The 21898-nt window shown below is 44.5% G+C and carries 15 protein-coding genes; 13 read left to right on the top strand and 2 right to left on the bottom strand.

Features of this window, described 5'->3' with window-relative positions; genetic code table 11:
* Positions 1–16 precede the first annotated feature (16 nt).
* From ODZ53_RS04745 to ODZ53_RS04800, 12 genes are all read left to right on the top strand, one after another.
* Positions 17–724 carry a response regulator transcription factor gene (locus tag ODZ53_RS04745; protein WP_372676399.1) on the top strand — a complete coding sequence of 236 codons (708 nt, stop codon included), beginning with the start codon at positions 17–19 and terminating at the stop codon, positions 722–724.
* 4 nt (positions 725–728) lie between these two features.
* Entirely contained in the window at positions 729–1964 is a 1236-nt protein-coding gene (locus tag ODZ53_RS04750) for a HAMP domain-containing sensor histidine kinase (protein ID WP_372676400.1), read from the top strand.
* Positions 1965–2009: 45 nt separating this feature from the next.
* Positions 2010–2519 carry a ribosomal maturation YjgA family protein gene (locus ODZ53_RS04755; protein ID WP_372676401.1) on the top strand — a complete coding sequence of 170 codons (510 nt, stop codon included), beginning with the start codon at positions 2010–2012 and terminating at the stop codon, positions 2517–2519.
* A complete protein-coding gene (locus ODZ53_RS04760) occupies positions 2476–3084 on the top strand; it encodes a DUF4304 domain-containing protein (protein ID WP_372676135.1) in 609 nt (202 codons plus the stop codon). Before ODZ53_RS04755 ends, ODZ53_RS04760 begins: the two co-directional genes overlap by 44 nt.
* Before the next feature lie 161 nt (positions 3085–3245).
* Positions 3246–3716, top strand: coding sequence for a hypothetical protein (locus tag ODZ53_RS04765; protein WP_372676136.1), 471 nt, complete (start codon positions 3246–3248; stop codon positions 3714–3716).
* 358 nt (positions 3717–4074) lie between these two features.
* The gene (locus tag ODZ53_RS04770) at positions 4075–4332 is read left to right on the top strand and encodes an autorepressor SdpR family transcription factor (RefSeq protein WP_007729097.1); all 258 of its coding nucleotides are present in this window, start codon (positions 4075–4077) and stop codon (positions 4330–4332) included.
* 16 nt (positions 4333–4348) lie between these two features.
* Positions 4349–4972, top strand: a complete 624-nt coding sequence (locus ODZ53_RS04775) for an SdpI family protein (RefSeq protein ID WP_372676137.1) — start codon at positions 4349–4351, stop codon at positions 4970–4972.
* Between the two features lies 1 nt (position 4973).
* On the top strand, positions 4974–5729 hold the full coding sequence (locus tag ODZ53_RS04780) for a CPBP family intramembrane glutamic endopeptidase (protein WP_372676138.1): 756 nt from the start codon (positions 4974–4976) through the stop codon (positions 5727–5729).
* A gap of 237 nt (positions 5730–5966) precedes the next feature.
* The gene (locus tag ODZ53_RS04785; protein ID WP_372676139.1) at positions 5967–9086 is read left to right on the top strand and encodes an efflux RND transporter permease subunit; all 3120 of its coding nucleotides are present in this window, start codon (positions 5967–5969) and stop codon (positions 9084–9086) included.
* Between the two features lie 24 nt (positions 9087–9110).
* Positions 9111–10445, top strand: coding sequence for an efflux RND transporter periplasmic adaptor subunit (locus ODZ53_RS04790; RefSeq protein WP_372676140.1), 1335 nt, complete (start codon positions 9111–9113; stop codon positions 10443–10445).
* A 21-nt stretch (positions 10446–10466) separates the two neighbouring features.
* Positions 10467–11249, top strand: coding sequence for a linear gramicidin aldoreductase LgrE (gene lgrE / locus ODZ53_RS04795; RefSeq protein WP_372676141.1), 783 nt, complete (start codon positions 10467–10469; stop codon positions 11247–11249).
* A complete protein-coding gene (locus ODZ53_RS04800) occupies positions 11246–12790 on the top strand; it encodes an aldo/keto reductase (RefSeq protein WP_372676142.1) in 1545 nt (514 codons plus the stop codon). The genes lgrE and ODZ53_RS04800 overlap by 4 nt, the downstream gene beginning before the upstream one ends.
* A gap of 84 nt (positions 12791–12874) precedes the next feature.
* On the opposite strand, the gene ODZ53_RS04805 is transcribed toward ODZ53_RS04800, so the two are convergent.
* A complete protein-coding gene (locus ODZ53_RS04805; protein ID WP_015891186.1) occupies positions 12875–13639 on the bottom strand; it encodes an ABC transporter permease in 765 nt (254 codons plus the stop codon).
* Between the two features lies 1 nt (position 13640).
* On the bottom strand, positions 13641–14576 hold the full coding sequence (locus tag ODZ53_RS04810; RefSeq protein WP_015891187.1) for an ABC transporter ATP-binding protein: 936 nt from the start codon (positions 14574–14576) through the stop codon (positions 13641–13643).
* 493 nt (positions 14577–15069) lie between these two features.
* Between ODZ53_RS04810 and lgrA the strand changes: the two genes are divergently transcribed.
* Complete coding sequence (lgrA, locus tag ODZ53_RS04815) at positions 15070–21897, top strand: linear gramicidin non-ribosomal peptide synthetase LgrA (RefSeq protein ID WP_372676143.1); 6828 nt, start codon at positions 15070–15072, stop codon at positions 21895–21897.
* The last annotated feature ends 1 nt before the right edge of the window (position 21898 follow it).

Here is a 21898-nt window from a genome sequence, read left to right on the forward strand (position 1 = left end):
GAATGAAAATGAGGAGATGACAACCTTGCATAAAATATTGCTTGTGGAAGATGATGAGGCGCTTGGTCTGGCCATCGAATTCTCCTTGCGGAATGAAGGCTATGAGGTGGTCAGAGCCTCTAGTATAAAAGAAGCGAAACACCAGTTTAATCAGCAACCTTTTGATTTGGCTATCCTGGATGTCGGTCTTCCAGATGGAAACGGCTATGATTTATGTCTGCATTTTAAAGAGCAAAACGATTCAGCGGTTATTATTTTCTTAACGGCCTTGGATGAAGAAGCAAATGTAGTAATGGGCCTGGATATTGGCGGGGACGATTATATAACGAAACCTTTCCGAGTCAAAGAATTCATATCTCGAGTGAAAGTACAGTTACGCAAACGCGGGAGGTTGGAAGCTTCCTCCATCACCTTAGCATCTGAAAATATAAAAATAGATACGAATCTAGTCAAGGCTTACAAAAATCAGGAAAGCATTCCATTAACCAATCTTGAATACAAGCTTCTGCTAACTTTCATGATGAACGCCCATAAAGCACTAAAAAGAGATGATCTCCTGATGAAAGTATCGGAAGGAGAAGATGCTTTTTTTGATGTAAACACGCTATCTGTCTACATTAAGCGTCTACGAGATAAAGTGGAAGATGACCCCAAAAATCCACAGTTTATCGTTACCCAAAGAGGATTAGGTTATCGGTGGAATAAGGATGTGAGTAGAGAGTAAGATGATGAAGAATACCGAATTGAAAGGGTACATGACGATACTTGCCGTTCTGTTATCACTATTTACCATTTACCAGTTTATTGCCCATCAACTATTTTATGATGCTTTGAAAAGCGACTCCATTGCAACCTGGGGTGAAATTACGGCTAGATTGGTTGAACAAAATCCCGAGAATGAAGCGGAAATTATGAAAGTCTTAACAAGTCACGCATCTAATTCAAGTGTGTACCAGGAAAAAGGAAGAGAGCTCTTTAGACAGTACGGACTATATGAAGATTTGGGATCAGAGCTTTTTCCCCTTTTAAATAAACATATTTCCAGCCATAATCAATGGATTTATTGGGGATTGATTTGTTTCAGTTTGATGTTGCTTGGAGCAAGCTATATGCAATACAAGATGGTCTTCCATAAAATTAGACAACTTACTTCTTCAGCAAAAAAAATAATCGATGGGGACTACTCGGTAGTCATCAATGAAAATAAGGAAGGGGATCTCGCTAAACTAGCGGCATCCTTCCGTTCCATGAAAAATATTATTCGAAAAAGCATGCAGGATCTTTTGGAAGAGAAAGAGTTTTTAGCACAAATGCTGCAAGATATCTCCCATCAATTAAAAACGCCTCTTTCAACGATATCCATCTACAATGAAATGTTGTTGAATGCAGAACTTTCTCGTCAGCAGCAAGTTCAACTCCTGCAAAATAATGAAGTTCAAATCTCCAGAATGAATGTCTTAATACAAAATTTATTAAAAGTAGCGAAAATTGACGCCAACGCTATTTCATTTGATAGAGAGCCAGCCAATTTGGTGGATACGATTGATGAAGTTTTAGATCGTTTGACAAGCATGATCAGTGATAAGCATATAGCGATTGACTGGGATGCGCCGAAGGAAATCGTCGTCGCCCACGATAAACTATGGATGCAGGAAGCATTGTTGAACCTGCTGAAGAATGCGATCGAGCATTCCAAACCCAGCAGTACAATCATGATTCAAGTAAAAGATACGCCGATCTATACAGAGTTGGTGATTCAAGACTTTGGCGAAGGAATCGCACCTGAAGAATTATCGCATATTTTTGATCGATTCTACAAAGCAACAGGTTCTAGAAAGCAGGATTCGACTGGAATTGGATTGGCGCTAGTCAAAGCCATTATCGAAGCACATCATGCCTTGATGAAAGTGGAGAGTGAAAAAGACAGCTTTACAAGATTTACGATTACTTTCATGAAATTTTAATTATGTATGCACAAAGCCGAATGGAAGGACTACCGTATGATACCTATGAGCACTTGTAACAAGCGCTCCGCGTGTCGATGGAGAGACAGGGGCGCCTATATCGCGGCCGTTTTTGTTGTTATGGCTTTGGGCTTAGGGTCCAGAGCGTTCGCCGATGTGTTGCCTGTCTTTGTAGCGGAGCATTTTGGCGATGCATTATGGGCTTGCATGATCTACTTCGGCTTTCGCACTTGTTATGCTCACAAAAAGATTTCTTTCTCGCTGTGGTGCAGCCTCGCGTTTTGCTTTGCGATCGAGGCCAGCCAATTGTATCAGGCCGACTGGATCAATTCCCTTCGGAAGACAACTCTTGGGGCGTTGGTATTAGGAAAGGGATTTTTAACGGCGGACCTTGTGCGGTACACTGCGGGAGCTGCTGTCGCTTTTCTGCTCGACCTAGCTTGGCCTGGCGTAAGAGCTTGTGATTTTTGGCGGATGTACGACATACCAAAAAAATCTTCTAGGAGGGATCATGTTGCAGCAGCTCTTTACCGATATGATGAAACAGGACGTTAAGCCGTTCCTTTCTAAGCGTGGATTCGCAAAGAAGGGTTTGAATTTCACTAAGAAAACCGAAAGCCTCATCTACATGTTCAACTTCCAAAAATCTGCTGGCAATGCAGCGGACCATGTAATGTTTTATGTGAACTGTGGTATTTATGCAGCGGAGTTGGCACAAATACAATCGAGAGAGATTCTAACAGCACCTTTAGAAGCGGAGTGTCACTTCAGAGCAAGAATGGGGGAGATTGTTGAATCTGTACCAGATCGATTTTCAATCACTCCGGATACGAATATGGATGATGTAAGAAAAACAATTCTAAGTGGATTAGAAGAGGTGATTCATTTCTATGATACGATGACCAGTGCCAGATCCATTGTGGATTATTACACTTCAGGGCCATTTTTACATCTGAGCGAAGAGAGCTTTCATCTGCTTTTACAATCAAATGATGTAGCAGCGGCTAAACATTATTGGAAGGCTTTGCAGGAAAAGTACGGAACAGAAAAACGATGGACCATATTCGAAAATAAATACACGGCCATCTTCAATAAATATGGAGTGGAATTTGATAAGTGATAGAAACAGCGGTCAATCTAAGACTTTATTTTCAGGTCTTAGGTGGCCGCTATTTCATTTAGAGGAGTCAGCACAAACCTAATTTATGGGAAAATAGGCGAACGAAATAGGCGGAAAATCCATAACGTAAAGTGTGTGAAAGCCAATGGAGGAGGGAATTTATGTACGGGTGGTATCCACAAGAGGGTTATTATCCAATTTCAGCGGGAGAAGGTAGACACTACAACAATTACGAATTGCTGAGACATATTGCCAGATTAGAACGACATCTGGCGGAGGTACAAGCGGCCATGTCAGCATGTACAAAAAAGAATGGTGGATTAAAAAAGGATTTAGAAGTGGTCAGACAGCAGAGCTCAGTGCAAACTCAAAATGATCAAACTTATCAACAGCCAGGAGTAGATAAAGTAAATGTCAAATGTATAGAAGCGACAGAGTCATCCGTAACCTTTGAAATATCAGGAAGAAGATTAACATTTGACAGCGATTATTATGGTAATTATGTAGGCGAATATACTCCTGGAAAAGAGTACGTAGCCATGGGGGATTATGGAGCAGGGCAAATCTATCTAACCATTAAGGATGATAATGAAATTTGGCATACATTTAGATATTCACGTATCCAATCGTAATTGATAAGATGTGCTCATAGATTGCTTTTTGATTCTTGTCGAGTGATATAACCAAGGATACTGACTGCGTCTGCCAGAAAATGCTTATGTCACTCGACATTGTACACACTTTGAGATTTGCAAGGGAAGCAAATAGTTAACCCCAACCAAAGAAGTGGCAGACTGATGACATTTTGAATGCTTAGTTGGGATGAATTGTATGTAATAGTTGGAAAAAAATAGTGTTTGTGGTAGTATTGATATACAGATAAACGATCCAGTAGTGCCTTACGAGTTGGCACAAGGCATTCTTCAATTCAATATTTAGATAAATTTCTAAATATCTAAAAACGATGTATGAAAGTAGGATCGATTGATTATGTCCATGAATTATGCATTTAAGGCACTCTCTGATCCCACAAGAAGAAAAATTCTTGACCTGTTGAGGGAGAAAGATATGACGGCTGGAGAAATAGCTGACCATTTTCAAATGACAAAGCCCAGCATCTCCCACCACCTCAGTTTGTTGAAACAGGCACAAATGGTTTACGACGAACGAAAAGGGCAAAACATCTACTACTCACTGAATACGACTGTTTTTCAAGACTTATTAAAATGGTTTATCCAATTTCATTAGAAAGTGAGGGAATCACATGAATAAATCCAATTTGTCTATCTTGTTTTTTTTCATCAGTGTTGTCTTAGGCGTAATTTGTTATCCCTCCATGCCAGATCAGATGGTCATTCATTGGGGACCAAATGGCGAACCGAATGGTTTTGCGCCTAAGCTTGTGGGTGTAACCTTTATTCCGGTTGTGATGCTGTTTCTTTTCGTGGCTGTTCGCAGTCAAAAACAGTATTATAAAAAGTTCCAAAGCAGTCACGATACAATCTTGCATACATTAATGATCGTACTTCTCGTCATCCATAGCGTAATCATCGCATATGGATATGGATATATGTTAAATATTGGAATATTCGTAACCCTTATTTTGGGAATTCTCTTTGTAACGATAGGGAATTTCATGCCTAGGTTTCGACATAACTATCTGATTGGGATACGCACGCCATGGTCACTCGCTAGTGAAGAGGTCTGGAAAAATACCCACCTGTTGAGTTCCCGTGTGTTCTTCATCGGAGGAATCCTCATCATGCTCACGTCATTCTTACCAACAACCATCCATTACAGCCTCATGCTGATCATTGTGTTGGTGACCATTCTGATTTCGATTGGAAGCAGCCGCTACTATTACAAAAAAACAGGAAGGGGAAAGTAAAATGAAAAACTTGAAAATAGCATTTCTATTGTCGTTGGTGAGCGCTATCGGTTTTATCGCAGCTATTCCTTATTTGCTAGCAATTGGCGGGGATGCATTAGCCATGGTACCTATCCCGGTGCCGGTGGCAATGACAATTTTTGTATTGCAGGGGACCATCATGGCGTTTCTGTTTTCATGGATTGGATTGACCTTCGCAACCAAGGTTGGGCTGGATGCCCCTGTCCTTCGGAAGTGGTTATATAAAACGGGCGGAGAGTCCTTTAACAAAAAGGGAATCATTCAAGCAGTCATCTTTGGATTGGCAGCAACAGGTCTTCTCCTCCTACTGGAATTCGCCGTTTTCCAACCATTACTGCCAATCTTGGCGGAAAAAGCCCAAAACGTAGAAGTATCGGTTTGGGCAGGGATCCTGACATCCATTCAAGGCGGCGTATACGAGGAAGTCATGGTTCGCTTGTTCATGATGACCATGATCGTGTGGATTTGTAGCAAGCTATTCGGACGTAACTCGTCTCCTAAGCCCTGGATGTACTGGACAGGGATCATTGGGGCGGCCCTTATATTTGGGCTTGGTCATCTCCCAGCGGCAAATGTCTATTTTGGTGAGATTACCCCGCTGTTGTTCATTCGCACACTTGCCCTTAACGGGGTGGCAGGAATCTTATTCGGTTACCTCTACTGGAAGCGCGGTCTGGAGTATGCAATGATTGCGCACGCGATAGGGGATATCATCCTTCACGGTTTCATCAAATAAGACCGCTTCCCACACGATTTCGTATGTGTAAAAAACATACAATTTCTTTACATTTCGAGACGTTATTCAAGAAAGTAGATCAAAAACTCCGTCGCAAGATGGTTTTTGGTCTTCTTTCTGTTTGGTAAAAAAGCGTCACAGAAAACAAATTTTAATTTTTATGGAAATTTATTGAATACGGAAAAAATGAGGGGTAATATAGAGAATGGAATTTATTAGGAATGAGGGGGGCATGCCTTGCGTTTTCTAACGAATTTTTCTCTCAGAAACTCCACAGCTATTATTATTATGAGCCTGCTTATCGTAGTTAGTGGAATCATTGCCGCCATGTCTCTCAAGGTAGAGAACATGCCGGATATCACTTTCCCAGTGCTTCTAGTCAATACTACTTATCCGGATGCATCTCCAGAAGATGTTCTCGATGATGTAACGAAGCCATTGGAACGTGAAGTTGGGCATGTAACAGGCGTTAAGGCAGTGGAGTCTTACTCAAGCAACAATAGTTCCACGCTACAGGTCTACTTGGAGACGGGTTCAGATGTACAAGCAGTCAGGGACGAGCTGGAAAGAAAAATCTCCAGTATTGCGCTTCCCAGCAAAGTAAACAGACCTCAAGTAATGATTCAGGGCTTCAGCAATCAACCCGTCTATTATCTGTTTGTGACAGGACAGGATAAGGAGAGTGGAGTCGATCATTTTGACAACGACGTAAAAGAAACAGTGCTCAAAGAGTTAGAAGGTATTGAAAGTGTTGATAAAGTATCAACAATAGGCGGGCAATTCAAAGAAATGAAAATCCTGCCAAAGGTAGATGCGCTAAACTACTACGGAATCTCTCCATTGCAGCTGAAACAGCTTTTACTTGACAATCACGTAGCCCTTCCAATCGGTTCGATCACCGAGGATGGGGAAGAGCGCATCATTCGCGTGGTAAGCCGTTACCTCAATGTGGATGATATTCGAAACACGAAGATTTTCCTCCCGAGTGACCCCACAAATGGGCTTACCTACGTCAGGCTTGGCGATATCGCTGAAGTCAATTTTGATGAAGTCGTTAATTCGATCAGCCGCTATAACGGCAAGAATGGAATTAACATCAATATTTACAAAACACGTGACGCCAATGCGGTAGAAACCGGTGATGCTATTAATGCAAAATTATCCCTTTTGAAAGAAGAGTACCCGGACTTAACCTTTACCACGATTTATGACACTTCTGTCGATATCAAGAATTCGATTAATGGCATGCTCAAAGAAGGCTTGCTTGGAGCTATTATGGCTTCTGTAGTCATTTTGTTCTTTTTGCGTCATGTAAAAGCAACCCTCATCGTCCTCGTCTCTATCCCAACATCCATCCTAGTAAGTCTGATCTTCATGTCCTGGATGGGGATCACACTCAATATGATCACACTATTTGGGATGGCAGTGGCTGTAGGACGAGTTGTGGATGACAGTATCGTCGTCATCGAGAATATTTTCCGCCATTTGCAATTGAACAAAGAACGCAAGGAAAACTTGATTCAAATGGCCACCCACGAAATGCTACATGCCATTACTTCATCGACTTTTACGACAACCGCCGTATTTTTACCTATTGTGTTTGTTGGAGGGATGATCGGAGAAGTATTCCGCCCATTTGCTCTAACGGTTGTATGCTCGCTGTTTGCCTCACTATTAGTAGCCGTGACGATTGTTCCACTGTTAGCCAAGCTGATGATCTTAAAAGACCACAATATCAAGGAACATGAACAAGGGAAAGGGTCTGACACGTACAGGAAGTTACTTCAATGGTCACTCAACCGCAAGCCCGCTGTCGGATTTCTGTCACTCGTTCTATTTGTCGCAAGTCTAGCGCTACTCCCATACATGAAATACGGATTGTTTCCTGATCCGGAAGCGAAGTACATATTCGCACAAGTAACGATGCCAAAAGGTACACAACTAGATGGACTCGATCAAACGGTTGCCCAGGTCGAAAGTAAATTGATGGAGCAGCCTGAAGTAGAGTACATAGAAATCAATCTTGGCTCTGAAAATGAGGCGGAAATACGCCAATCGAACCAAGCCCTCTTGCTAATCAAAATAGGGCAAGATGTGAATCTCGACCAAACCATCAAGAAATTTGAGGGAATCGTCAAACCGATGATTCCACTAGGATCTGAGATGGCCTTGACGAAACCTGGTAGCAGCGATACCAACAAGTTTAAGGTGATCCTGTATGGACCAGATTTGGTTCGCTTGAAAGAGGCAAGCGAAATTGTCAAATCAAACTTGAAAGTAAGTCCCCTGTTGACCAACGTGAAGGACAATCTGAACGATTTCAAAAATGAAGTTGTCATCAAAGTCGATAGAGACAAAGCCTCGGAACTGGGAGTTTCCCCTGTACAGGTGGCTCAAGAGGTCAACCTCCTGGTCTCGGATACCCGAATTGGCAAGATCAAAGTCGACGACAAAGACTATAGTCTCTTCTTTGGTCTCGGTGAAAACCATGCGAAATCGTTAGAGGAACTGAACAATATTTACATTCAAACGCCAAGCAAGCAACAGGTACGTTTGGTGGACTTTGCCGAGATTGACCAAGAAAAAGTTCAATCACAAATCATGCGCAAGGACGAAAAACAATTCGTACAAATTACAGCAGATATCACGAGTGACAACAAAGGAGGAGCGAGTAATTTCCTGTTCGCGATGTTGCAAGCAGAAAAATTGCCCCCCGGAGTTACACTGTCATCTGAAGGCGTCTCAAGCGACATGGAAAAAAGCTTTAAAGATATGCTTTTAGCCATTGGTGCAGCGATTTTTATCGTCTACATCGTCATGCTCATCACGTTTGGCAACGCTACAGCTCCACTCGCGATTCTACTGTCCTTGCCACTTGCTGTGATCGGCGGATTATTTGGCCTGTTCATTTCGGATACCGTTCTCGATATAACGGCACTTATCGGCTTTTTGATGCTGGTCGGAATCGTTGTTACGAATGCAATCGTGTATGTGGACAATATTCAGCAGAGAAGACTGGAAGGGACTTCTATGCGTGAGGCAGTTGTCGAAGCTGGCGTTACCCGCGTACGCCCGATTATTATGACGGCTGTTGCGACAGTCAGCGCACTCTTGCCACTTTACCTCGGCTTTTCTGAAGGAGCCTTGATGACCAAAAGCTTGGCGATTGTAGTCATTGGCGGACTCGTTACTTCGACGATCCTGACCTTATTCGTGGTTCCTATCGGGTATGAATTACTGTATCGGATCAAAAAAGAGTTTTTTGCCCCTGATACCAAAGAAGCGGAGATCGAGCCAAGTGAGGATATGTTTATTTCCGTGCTGAGAAGTTTACGCGATATGAAAAAGTCTGGGTAAGGCAGAGGGAGGAGTTTACGAACAATGAAGAAGACGAAGCTAATCAGCTCAGGCGTGGCATGTCTTTTAGGCTTGACCATCATCTCGGGATGCAGTTCACAATCCGTAGACAATACCAATTCGAAAGAAGGAAGAACATCAAACGAAAGGCAGTCGAGTACTGAGGTTGAAACCATTAAAGTGGAGAATTCCGTTGATGTTCAAGTGGAGGAAGTCATAGAAGGAGAACTCAAAGACTCCGGCAGATTGCTGGCGGAGGTATTCGCCAACACGGATGTGAGTATTTACGGCAAAACTACCGGAACCGTCTCACAAATCCTGGTGAAAAAAGGGGACACCGTAAAAAAAGGACAAGTCATCGGAAAGCTGGATCAAACCGAAGCGCAATTGAAACTGCGCCAAGCGGAGGCGGCATTAGCAGTCGCCAAGGCAAATCTAGAGCATTCCAACAAAATGGGGACGTCTGGCGAATTGGCAAACAGCCAACTGAAGCAGGCAGAGCAAACCTTTGCGAGTGTCAAGCGAACGATGGAACAAGGCTTGACGCTGGCGCAGGCAAATTACAACCGCTCGAAAAAGCTGTTTGAAGAGAAAGCTTTGTCCAAAGGTGAGCTTGAGAATGCAGAAAACGCGTATCTGCAAGCAAAAAACCAGTATCAAAGCCAGCTGGATCAGGCGCAAACTGCTTTAATTAATGCCAGATCGCAAGTGAATACAGCCGATAAAAATGGACGAGTCACGCAAGCAAGTGTGCAACAGGGACAGGTTGAAGTGGACATTTCCAGGAATGCGTTGGAAAACACGCTCATCAAATCAACAATTGACGGCATTGTCACCGATATCCAAGTCCAAGAAGGCGATACGATCAATCCGCAAAAGCCTGTTGCAACAGTCATTAACCTTGACCCGATGATTGTGAAGGTGAATGTGTCCGAAAAATCGTTGGCTAGCTTCAAAAAAGGAACACAACTAAATTTGCAGGTTCCCTCTCAAAATATCAAGGTGAACGGCAGCATTACCTACGTGGGACTAAAGGCTGCTGACCAATCTAAGCTTTTTCCCGTGGAAATAGAAGTGCCAAATCCAAAAGGTACGCTACTTCCCGGAATGAAGGCAGAAGTCTCTTCCAGCCACGGACAAGCAGGAATTCTCATACCGACTGATGCCATCCTTGAGCGAAATGGGAAATCAGTAGCCTACGTTGTGAATGGCGAGAGAGTAGCTGAGAAGGAAATCTCGATTGCTTCGAAAGGAACGGAGAAGACGCTTATCGGTTCCGGAGTGAAACCAGGAGACAAGGTAGTGATCAAGGGACAATCCCAATTAAAAGATCAGGCAAAAATTCGCATTGTTCCCTAAGGAATAACGAGGAGGATACCTATGCAAAAGATGAACGTTTCCCAGAACCGATGGCTACTCTCTGCAAAAATGACAGCAGAGGCAGAAGTGCTATTATTTTGCTTTCACTATGCTGGTGGTCACGCTGGTATTTATCGGGATTGGCAAAAAAAGCTGCCCGTTCAAATTGGCGTTTGTCCTGTGCAGCTTCCCGGCAGAAGTAATCGCTTTTTAGAGCCTTGCTACACGGATTTGTCTGTAATGATTCGTGATTTGGCAGAAGCGCTTCTTCCGTATCTAAATCGACCGTTTGCATTTTTTGGACATAGCATGGGAACGCTGGTTAGCTTTGAGCTGGCCAGATATTTACGCAAACATTACAACCTCAAGCCGCAACACTTGTTTGCATCCGGATACCATGCCCCGCATCTGCCAGATCCGGGTGAAGCCATTCATCATCTCCCGGATCAAGAGTTTCTGGAGGGCGTACGAACAATGAATGGCACGCCAAAGGAAATTTTTGAGGACAAGGAGATTCTGAATATGCTTCTCCCTACGCTTCGGGCCGATTTCTCGATATGCGAGACATATCGCTATCAAGACGGGGAACCGCTGGAGTCCGGAGTGACGGCCATTGGCGGTTGGCAGGACCCGGATTTTTCCATAACACATCTCGAAGCCTGGAGAGAACATACCAACGCTTCTTTTCAAACGCACATACTGGAAGGCGACCATTTTTTCATCCATTCTCAACAGGACCAAGTCATTTCTATTGTCGGGTCAACTCTTCAAAATTATCTTGCCGGGTATAGGGGGATTGGATGATGACAGGAAAAGCAACACGAGAGGGGACACAGCGCCTAGCACAGGCCAATCCCCATCTTTTCTATAAGCAATTTGGCAGCTTCGATGTGTGGATCAGTCAGGTTGGATTCGGAACGTACCGGATTGATGAACAGGATGAGCAGTACCAGCAGGCACTCCGTAAAGCGCTGCTCGAAGGAATTAACTTGATTGACACGAGTAGTATGTATACAAATGGTAGCGCGGAGAAAGTCATCGGTCATGTGCTGAAGCAGCTGATAAGTGAAGAAAAAATAAAGCGGGAAGAGCTTGTAATCGTGTCGAAGGCCGGTATCGTCCAAGGCGAAGATTCCGAGGAGACGACGAAGAGGACAGCGGAAGGAAAACCTTATCAAGACTTCACGACGGTACACGAAGGAATGTCGATATGTATCCACCCAGAGTACCTTCAAGACCAGCTGACACGTAGCCTGCAGCGCTTGCAGGTGGACACGATTGATTGCTACATGCTGCACAATCCAGAGTGGTATTTGCTATGGGCCAAAATGAAAAAGATCAAGCAACAGGAAGCGTATGATGAATTATTAGAGCGAATGGAGAAGGCTTTTCGACATCTGGAGAAAGAAGTCGAATCAGGTCGGATTCAATGCTATGGTGTCAGTGCCAATTCGTTTGGCAGCAATGTCAAGGAATTTGATTTTGTTGCGCTAGATACCCTTTGGGACATTGCAGAAAAGATTACACCAAATCACCATTTTCGCGTCATCCAGTTTCCAATGAACATGTACGAATCTGGTGCCATACTGGAAAAAAGTCATGCGCAAGGCAAGAGTGCCTTGTTATTTGCCAAGGAAAAGGGACTTGGTGTCATGACCAACCGGACGTTAGATGTGACAGCGAAGGATAAAATCTTCCGCCTGACGAACATCCAACTAGATCTGAGCTCGGTCATTGATGAAAAAGAAGCTACTCGTCGAATCAAGGATTGTCTGAATCGTGTAGATGATGTAGAGGATCAGATCGTCTATCGCGTCTTGCCATTATTGAAAATGGAGAAAGAAGATGTAAAAGAGCTGAAGAAAAAAATATCATCTGGTGCTACACTCCGCAAATACTGGAAAAAGCTATATTCTGCCACAAATGTGCAAAATGTGAGAAACTTCTTGTTTGAGCCGGTCATTGAAGATATTCGTAATACGATTAAAAAACATGATGGCTTGGACGACCAGACACAGCAATGGCTGGATACCTACAAGGCAGCTCTCATGGAGACAGCAGAAGCCTTGAAGAGCTACTATGCCCCCAAAGACTACCAGCGTTCACTGGATATCTCGAAAGAGCTGACGAGGGTGAAGCCGCATTTGATGACAACAGATAACCTCAGCCAAGCAGCCATTAGAACGATGCGCGCCACTCCAGAGGTACACAGCGTCCTGGTGGGGATGAGACGTGAGCATTATGTAGAGGATGTACTCATAGAATTGAAGAGACCTCTAGATACGATCATGCAAGAAGAAGACTGGCACACGATGACCCAAACTCTTAAAACGATTATTAGCTAAAAACAATACCCCAATAGTAAAACCACCTTATGGAATCGTGTAACTACAACGATTTCATAAGGTGGTTATTTTTCATACTTTCGGTTATTTCCACTTGCTGATGATATGCTCGCGATCAAACACTTTAATACTTGTCTGGAACAAGATCAGGGCAACCACCGCACAAAGCGTAACCATTCCCAGATAGATTACCGGATTGCTCATCATGGAAAGAAAGATGACCTGACTGACAGCAAGTCCGATGATTGGCAGCACCAGTATGGCACCAAATTGTTGGGCTGCTGCGACGTTGTCAACCTTGGAGGAAACAATGACGCTCATGGATACACTGATGATCGAAATAAATGGAACCAGCAGGAGCATCGCGAGAATAAATACGATGGAAAAATACTCGCTGGCATTGTCAAAGGTTGCAAAGATGAACCCTAGAAAGATTAGCTGGACCACCCAGGTCAGAGCGATGGAAGGCAAGGAGTAAGCTAGGACCTTACCCAGCAAAAACTCCTTGGTGGAAATCGGGGTGACCAGTACGCTTTCCAATGTTCCTGTCATTTTTTCCATGATGATGCTCGTCGTGGCAAATGTTAAGGGGATCATCGCCGGTACGATCAGGAACAAGAGGAAATAGAAGCGGGCAATGGCAATATGACCATCTTCACCTGCCATGTTAAGGAGGGGGTTGGTCAATTTCATCAGGTTAAGGATGAACTCCATCTTACCGTTTTGGGCAAATACTGTGGTGATCAGAGCGACAACCAATATAACGAATGGTGCAGCAAGATTCGTAATCAATACGGAACGTGCTGCGAAAAGCTCCTTCCATTCCCGGATAATAACAAATCCCGGCATCCTAGATCGCCTCCTTTTCTTGGTTCAACAAGCTGAGATAGGAGTCCTCCAGTGACACGGAGATGGGTGCTATGTAATTGACCGTAATATCCGCTGCGACCAGCTTTTTGATCAGCTGTGGGTTCGAGTCCTTCGGATTGGCTACCCTCAGGTGGAACTGGTCTTCGGTGCGCTTATACGTCTCTACTTCCTCGGCGGCTTTAATAATCTGTTCCGACTTATGCGTATCCGCTCCTACGTCAAGTAGCACATTGTAGGTGGTCCACTCTTCGCGGAACTTCTGTGGGGTCGTTAAACGAATTACTTGACCCTTAATGATGGCGAATTCATGACATAACTCATCAATTTCTGCCAGGATATGTGAGCAAAAGATGATCGTCTTTCCAGACGCAGCCCACTCGCGAATCAGGTCTTTCAGCTTCCGAGTGCTGACAGGGTCGAGATTGGCTGTGACCTCGTCTAAGAAAAGCACCTCTGGATCGTGTAAAATCGCGCAAACAATCGAAAGTTTTTGTTTCATTCCTTTTGACAATCTGCCAGCAGGATCGTTTCTTCTGTCCCACAAATCGAACTGGCGCAGCAAATACTCGATGCGTGAAGCCCGCTTCGCTTTGGGCATCTGGTAGCAGGAGGCGAAGAATTCCAGGTTGTCCAACAGAGAAAGCTTGTCATACACCCCGGGAGATTCTGTTACGCAACCAATTTTTTTGCGAATCTCTTCTTTATTTTTGCTGATTTGGTGACCGAGAATGGTGACCTCTCCTGACGTAGGCTCAATAAGGCAGGACAGGATTCGAAGGGAGGTTGTTTTTCCAGCTCCATTAGGTCCAAGTAGACCAAAAATTGTACCTTTGGGAATCGAGAGGGAAATGCCATCGAGAACTTTTTTGTCTCCAAATGATTTTTTGAGATCCTTAATGACGATTGCAGGCTCCATAAAAAAATCCCCTTTGCTAAGATTTCTCTGTGACTCCAATTGCATGTGCAACTCTCATATCGTACCCTTTTTATCCAATTCAGAACATTAAAAAACTGTAAAAATGATGTGTGAATGACAAAAATGGGTAGAAGCAACTGAAGATGGAGACACAGAGGCAATTTCATTTCAGAGTAAAATGTCATGTTGAACGAAGTGTAGCGTTGAAAACGGGAGTTGTCAGGAATTGTTAGTTTTTACCAGTGGTAAACTTTCCTCCTTTCATCGCTCAAAACTAGCAGAGTAGCGCCTTTTTGCGTTATTTCCTCTAATTGTTGAGCACAAAAAAATAAAAAAATTTACATACAACTACTTGCAGAAAACCATATTTTTGAGTTATATGTAAAATCATGTAACAAAAAGTAAAAATGTGGCATAACTTCCATCTAGGATGATTTTCAATCGAAGTCAACTTTTTGTCAACGAAATTATGAGAAATGCTGGTGATGTTTTTTTGAGAATACTATTCCTAACAACATTCATGAGCAAAGAAAACAGGATTGTCCAGTACTTGGAATCAAGAAACCACGAAGTCATCGTGTGCACGAAAAAATGGGAGCAACAAACCGAATATTTTGAAGAAATCGATTACGTTGTCAGTTACGCGTACGGCTATATTCTGGGTAAGGAAATCGTTTCCCATTTCAAAGGGCGCATTCTCAATCTACATACATCCCTTTTGCCCTGGAACAAGGGGAGAGACCCTGTTTTCTGGAGTATTTGGGATGAGACACCAAACGGGGTTACGCTACACCTCATAGACGAGAATATCGATACAGGCAATATTCTTGTTCAGGAAGAGATATCTTTTGATGAAGAAGATACACTGATCGATTGTTACAACAAAGCGAATCAAGTGATTGAAGACCTGTTCATCCGAGAGTGGGAAAATATTGTCAGTGGGCGGATCACACCATTTCCGCAACCATCTGGTGGAACGATTCACTACAAAAAAGATCGAGATTTCTACAAAAACCTGAATATGACCACCGTAAAAGAACTGCTGGCATTAAAGCGTTTTTGTGGGGAACGAACACAAGTAGAGAAGCAGAGCGATAAAACCTATCATCAGTTGTTTGAACGACAAGTCGAAGTGTCACCGGACAGTCTAGCAGTTGTCTATCAAGATCAGTCCCTGACATACAAACAGCTTAATGAGCGAGCCAATCAGTTAGCCCATAGCCTTTGTGCCAAAGGAATTAAGCCCGACGATCTTGTGGCGCTCATGATGGACAGATCACTGGATATGCTGGTGAGTATTCTCGCCGTTCTAAAGGCCGGAGCAGCATATCTCCCAATCGATCTGGATTATCCGGATGAACGAATTGCTTATATGTTAAACGACAGTGGTGCACCCGTTTTATTGACACAGACTCCGCTTATAGAGAAGGCGAAAAGCATCTGCGAAGTAGAAGTGATCGATGTGTGTGACCCTCGTAGCTACAGCGACAGAAAAGAGAATCTACCACATGTCAATCGATCAACAGATCTCGTTTATGTCATGTATACATCGGGATCGACAGGCTTGGCGAAAGGCGTCATGATCGAGCATCGCAACTTGGTAAACTTTTGTGAATGGCATCGCCAGTACTTTGAAGTAAGCCCTGAAGACAAAGCCCTTGTCTATTCCAGTTTTGCATTTGACGGATCTGCCTTGGATATATTCCCCTATCTGCTCACGGGCGCTTTATTACACATCGTGCCAACTGCACTGAAGTATGATCTGATTGCCTTGAATGATTATTGTAACCAAAAAGGTATTACGATCAGCTTTTTTCCGACAGGAGCAGCTGAACAGTTCATGCAGATGGATAATCGTTCTTTTCGAGTGATGCTCACAGGCGGGGATGTACTAAAAAGGGTTGAACGGCGCGGTGCTTACAAGCTTTACAACTTGTATGGACCGACAGAGTGCACGATTGTTGCTACTACTTTTGAGGTGGACAAGCAATACCAGAGTATTCCGATTGGCAAGCCAATCGCTCATACTTACATCCTCATTTTGGACGAAAAGCTGGCATTGCAGCCGATTGGGGTAGCGGGCGAGGTATTTATCCTCGGTGAAGCGTTGGGACGAGGATATGTGAACCGACCAGATTTGACCGCTGAGAAATACATCATTCATCCGCAGACGGGTGAGCGCATGTACCGCACAGGAGATAGAGCACGCTGGTTGCCTGACGGGAACATCGAGTTTTTGGGCCGCCTCGACAATTTGGTAAAAATTCGCGGATATCGAATCGAGCCAGGAGAAATTGAGCCTTTCCTCATGAATCATCCAAAGGTCGAAATGGCAACCGTTATCGCCAAAGAACGGGAGGATGGCCGCAAATTCTTAGTTAGCTATTATGTTGCTCCTGATGAAATCCCTTTTCACGAGCTGAGGGAATGGCTCGGAAATGATCTTCCTGATTACATGATCCCGACGCACTTTGTTCACATGGAGACTCTACCACTCACCACGAATGGAAAGGTAGATAAGCCGGCGCTGCCAGATGTACAGGCAGATGAGGAGCTGCTGAGGGAGTATTACGTCGGGCCAACTGATGAGCTTGAACAACAATTGGCTCACGTGTGGAGCAGCGTGCTAGGAATTTTGCAGGTGGGAATCGACGACCATTTTCTTGAATGCGGTGGGGACTCGATCAAGGCCATGCAACTCATTTCCCAGTTCAAGAATATCGGATTCGATTTGAGATATGACCAGCTTTTTAAGCATCCAACGATTCGCCAATTGAAACGTTTGTTCACAGAGCAAGAGCAGACGAACCTACAACCATTGCAGGAGCTGGGCGTACAACAGGAATACGAGACATCCGCGGTGGAGAAACGCATGTACATCATCCAGCAGCAGGATGTAGAGTCGATTGCATACAATGTGACATTCACGGTTGACCTTCCCCAATCCGTAGATGTGGAGCATATCCAGATGGCCTTGCAGGAGCTGGTGATGCGTCACGAAGGATTACGAAGCACGTATCACATGCATTATGACGAAATCGTAAAACGAATTGTCACGTTCGCCGAACTATCCTTTGTCCGTCAAACGGGTGCAGAAGAGGTACTACACAGCCTACTAGCAGAGCACATCAAGCCATTCGATTTGGCAAAAGCGCCATTGCTCCGGGCTGGAATCATTGAAACTCCTGACAAACAGGTTCTCTGGCTCGACTCCCATCACATCCTCATGGATGGCTTATCCAAGTCGATTTTGTTACGGGAATTACAGACTTTACTCGAACGACAGCAGCTTCTCCCTTTACAGAGTACCTATAAGTCGTTTGCGCACTGGCAAAATGAATGGCATTCAAGCGAGGAATACAAACAGCAAGCTGCTTACTGGAAAACCCTTCTTGAGGGCGAGCTTCCTGTTGTCCAGCTTCCTACACGAAACCGTCCACCACAACTGACATTTGATGGGGCTACGATCACGTATCGCGCAACCAAAGAACTCACGAGAAAGCTCAAGACCACAGCAACCAAACATGATGGAACCCTCTATATGCTGATGCTCACCATCGTATCTGTCTGGCTATCCAAAATGAATAACGACAGCAAGCAAGTCATACTAGGTACCGTAACAGATGGAAGACAGCATCCGGATACCCGAGAGATACTTGGGATGTTCGTGAATACCTTGCCACTTCTACTCTCAATTGAGCATGAAGAAAGCTTTTTATATAACCTGCAACAGGTTAAGCAAGAACTTTTATCTGCATTGCAAAACCAGTACGTTCCCTTTGATAAAATTCTCGAAGGCTCTGGCGCAAAACGCGATGGGAATCGTCATCCCCTGTTTGATGTGATGTTCATGATGCAAAGTGCATCGGAGACAGGGTTGGAAAATCACACGCGTCATATCAATAACAGGATTAGCAAGTTCGACCTGACACTCGAAGCAGTGGAGCGGGAGAACGAGCTGCAGATTGTTTTTGAATACAACACACGGTTGTTTGATGAAAGCATGATCCACCGCATGATTGCACAGTTTGAACATCTCCTTTTGCAAGCTATTCACGGCTTGGAGGAGCAAGTTAAAGCGTTTGAACTAATGCCTCAAGAGCAACGCCTCGATTTGTTACTAGGGGTAAACGATACATCCAAAACATACCCCAGCAAATTGATCATGCAGTTGTTAGAAGAATGGGCGACTGCTACACCGGACAAGATCGCATTGGTACTCGGCGAACAGTGCATGACGTATCGAGAGCTGAACGAACGAGCCAACCAACTGGCACATACCCTCCGAACTAAAGGGGTGCAACCAGATGATCTGGTGATGCTTATAGCGGAACGATCCTTCGAGATGATAGTGGCCATTTTCGCCGTGTTAAAAGCAGGTGGAGCCTATCTGCCGATCGATCCGAACAGTCCGACCGAACGAATTTCCTACATTTTCACAGACAGCGGCGCCAAGCTGGTGGTAGCACAGTCGCGTTTCGTTGAAAAAGCAAGCTTTACAGCGGATGTTATGGATTTGAATAGCGAGAGTAGCTTTTCCTCAGATACAAGCAATCTACCATTGGTTAACATGCCGGATGACCTCGTGTATGTCATGTACACATCGGGCTCAACCGGGAAGCCAAAAGGCGTGATGATTGAACACGGGGGACTGCTCAATGTACTCCATGCCATGCAGGATGAATATCCGCTTACGTGTGAAGATGCAATCCTGCTGAAGACGACCTACATTTTTGATATCTCTGTTGCCGAAATTTTCGGGTGGATTCCTGGGAATGGAAGGTTAGTCATTCTCGAGCCAGAGGCGGAAAAGAACCCCAAAGAAATATGGAAGGCCGTAGTCAAAGACGGGGTCACCCACATCAATTTCGTGCCATCCATGTTGATTCCGTTCGTCGAATATCTGGAGGGGCGAAACGAAGCCAACCGATTGCGGTACATCCTTGCTTGCGGGGAAGCGATGCCAGATGATCTCGTGCCAAAGGTGTATGAAGTACTGCCGGAGGTGAAATTGGAAAACATCTACGGGCCAACAGAAGCGACCATCTATACGTCCCGTTATTCGCTCGCAAAAGACTCACAGGAGAGTCCTGTCCCCATCGGAAAGCCACTGCCCAACTATCGAATGTACATCGTCAATCAGTATGGACAGTTGCAGCCAATAGGCGTTCCGGGCGAACTCTGTATCGCTGGAATAAGCTTGGCGAGAGGATATTTGAAGAATGAAGAGCTGACCGCTGAAAAGTTTGTTGCCCATCCATTAGAGGCTGGAAAGCGTATCTATCGCACTGGCGACCTGGCACGCTATCGTGAGGATGGCAACATCGAGTATCTCGGACGGATGGACCATCAGGTAAAAATTCGTGGATACCGCATCGAGTTGGATGAAATTCGAAGCAAACTGATTCAGGAAGAGTCGATTGATGATGCGGTGGTTATGGCCCGAGTGGACCAGAACAATCAGGCATACTTATGCGCCTATCTGCTTTCCGCGAAGGAATGGACAGTCAGTCAATTGCGCGACTTGCTTCGCCGTGATTTGCCAGAATATATGATACCTGCTCACTTCGTTCTCATGAAGGAGTTTCCCCTTACAGCCAACGGCAAGCTAGATCGCAAGGCCCTGCCCGAACCGGATGGAAGTGTGAGAAGCGAAGTGGAATATGTAGCACCGCGCACTGAAATGGAAAAGATTCTTGCCGGAATTTGGGGAGAAGTACTTGGCATCGAGAGAGTAGGGATTCAAGACAGCTTTTTCGAGCTTGGTGGGGATTCCATTAAGGGTTTGCAGATCGCGTCTCGTCTGCAACGGATGAATCTCATGATGGCAGTCAATCATCTGTTTAAATATCCAACGATCGAACGAATGGCACCGTTTATCATTTCCGAGAGTATCCATATCGATCAGGGACTTGTTACAGGGCCTGTCTTACTTACACCGATCCAGCACTACTTCTTTGAACGGATTTCATCAAGCAGACAGCACTGGAATCAAGCAATGATGGTTTTCAGCCGAGAGGGCTTTCATAGCGAACTACTGATGGAGTCACTCCATGCGCTAGTCCTTCATCATGATGCCCTGCGCATGAGCTTTACCGAATCGGATGAGGGAATTGTCCAATTCAATCGGGGTGACGATGGTAATCTGTTCGTATTCCATGTGTTTGATTTTACAGAAGAGCTGAATGCTCGAAACAAAGTGGAAGAAGAAGCAAACCGTCTGCAAGCCAGAATGAATTTACAAGAGGGACCTCTGGTTCAAGTAGCGCTCTTCAAGACAAGAGTAGGTGACCATCTGCTTTTTGCGATTCACCATCTGGTTGTTGACGGTGTTTCCTGGCGAATCCTTCTGGAAGACTTCCGAATCGCCTATCAGCAAGTAGCCTCAGGTAATCCAATTGCTATACCGGAAAAAACACATTCTTATCAAAAATGGGCAAAAGAGCTGAAAACCTTTGCCAATAGCAAGAAGCTTGTCAATGAACTAGCTTATTGGAAAAAAGTCGAATCCATTCCGTCCCCTCCCTTGCCAAAGGATCAGGAGACCATTTATCAGACCGAAATGGAGACGATAACAGCGTCGGTTCGTTTCTCCAAAATGGAGACGGAACAATTACTGCGCCATACAAATCACGCCTACCAAACGGAAACGCAAGAGATCTTGCTGACTGCCTTGGGAATGGCGATGCAGGAATGGACAGGGGCAAACGATGTTAGGGTCTTTTTGGAAGGACATGGACGTGAAGAGATTGTCAAAGGCTTGAATGTCTCCCGTACGGTAGGTTGGTTCACTTCCCTTTTCCCTGTCGTGCTGCCTGTAGCCAAATCGGGCCAATTAGGGGAGCAGATCAAGCTGGTCAAAGAAACGATGCGTGCCATTCCTAATAAAGGAATCGGGTATGCCATCCTAAAGCATCTCACAGAGACCGAGCACAAGCGAGACATCCATTTCACACGCCAACCCGAGGTTGTGTTCAATTATCTGGGACAGTACGATGCTGATCTGGACAATGATCTGTTCACGGTATCGGATCTACCAGGGGGTAGAGTACTAGGCCCTCATGCCGAGCGCATGCACCCGCTCGATATCTATGCCAAGATTATCGGTGGAGAGCTGACTATCTATTTGAATTACAATCGCCATGAGTTTCACAAAACGACGATAGACAAGCTCATGGGACTCTATCAATTTCATTTGAACGCTATTATTTTTCATTGTATAGAAAAGAAAGATTCTGAGTTAACACCGAGTGATTTCGTGGACAAGAAGCTCTCTCTGGAAGAACTCGATGACATTATGGACTTGATAGGCGATTTGTAAG

Source organism: Brevibacillus sp. BD137 (assembly GCF_041644655.1).
GTDB classification, from domain to species: domain Bacteria; phylum Bacillota; class Bacilli; order Brevibacillales; family Brevibacillaceae; genus Brevibacillus; species Brevibacillus brevis_D.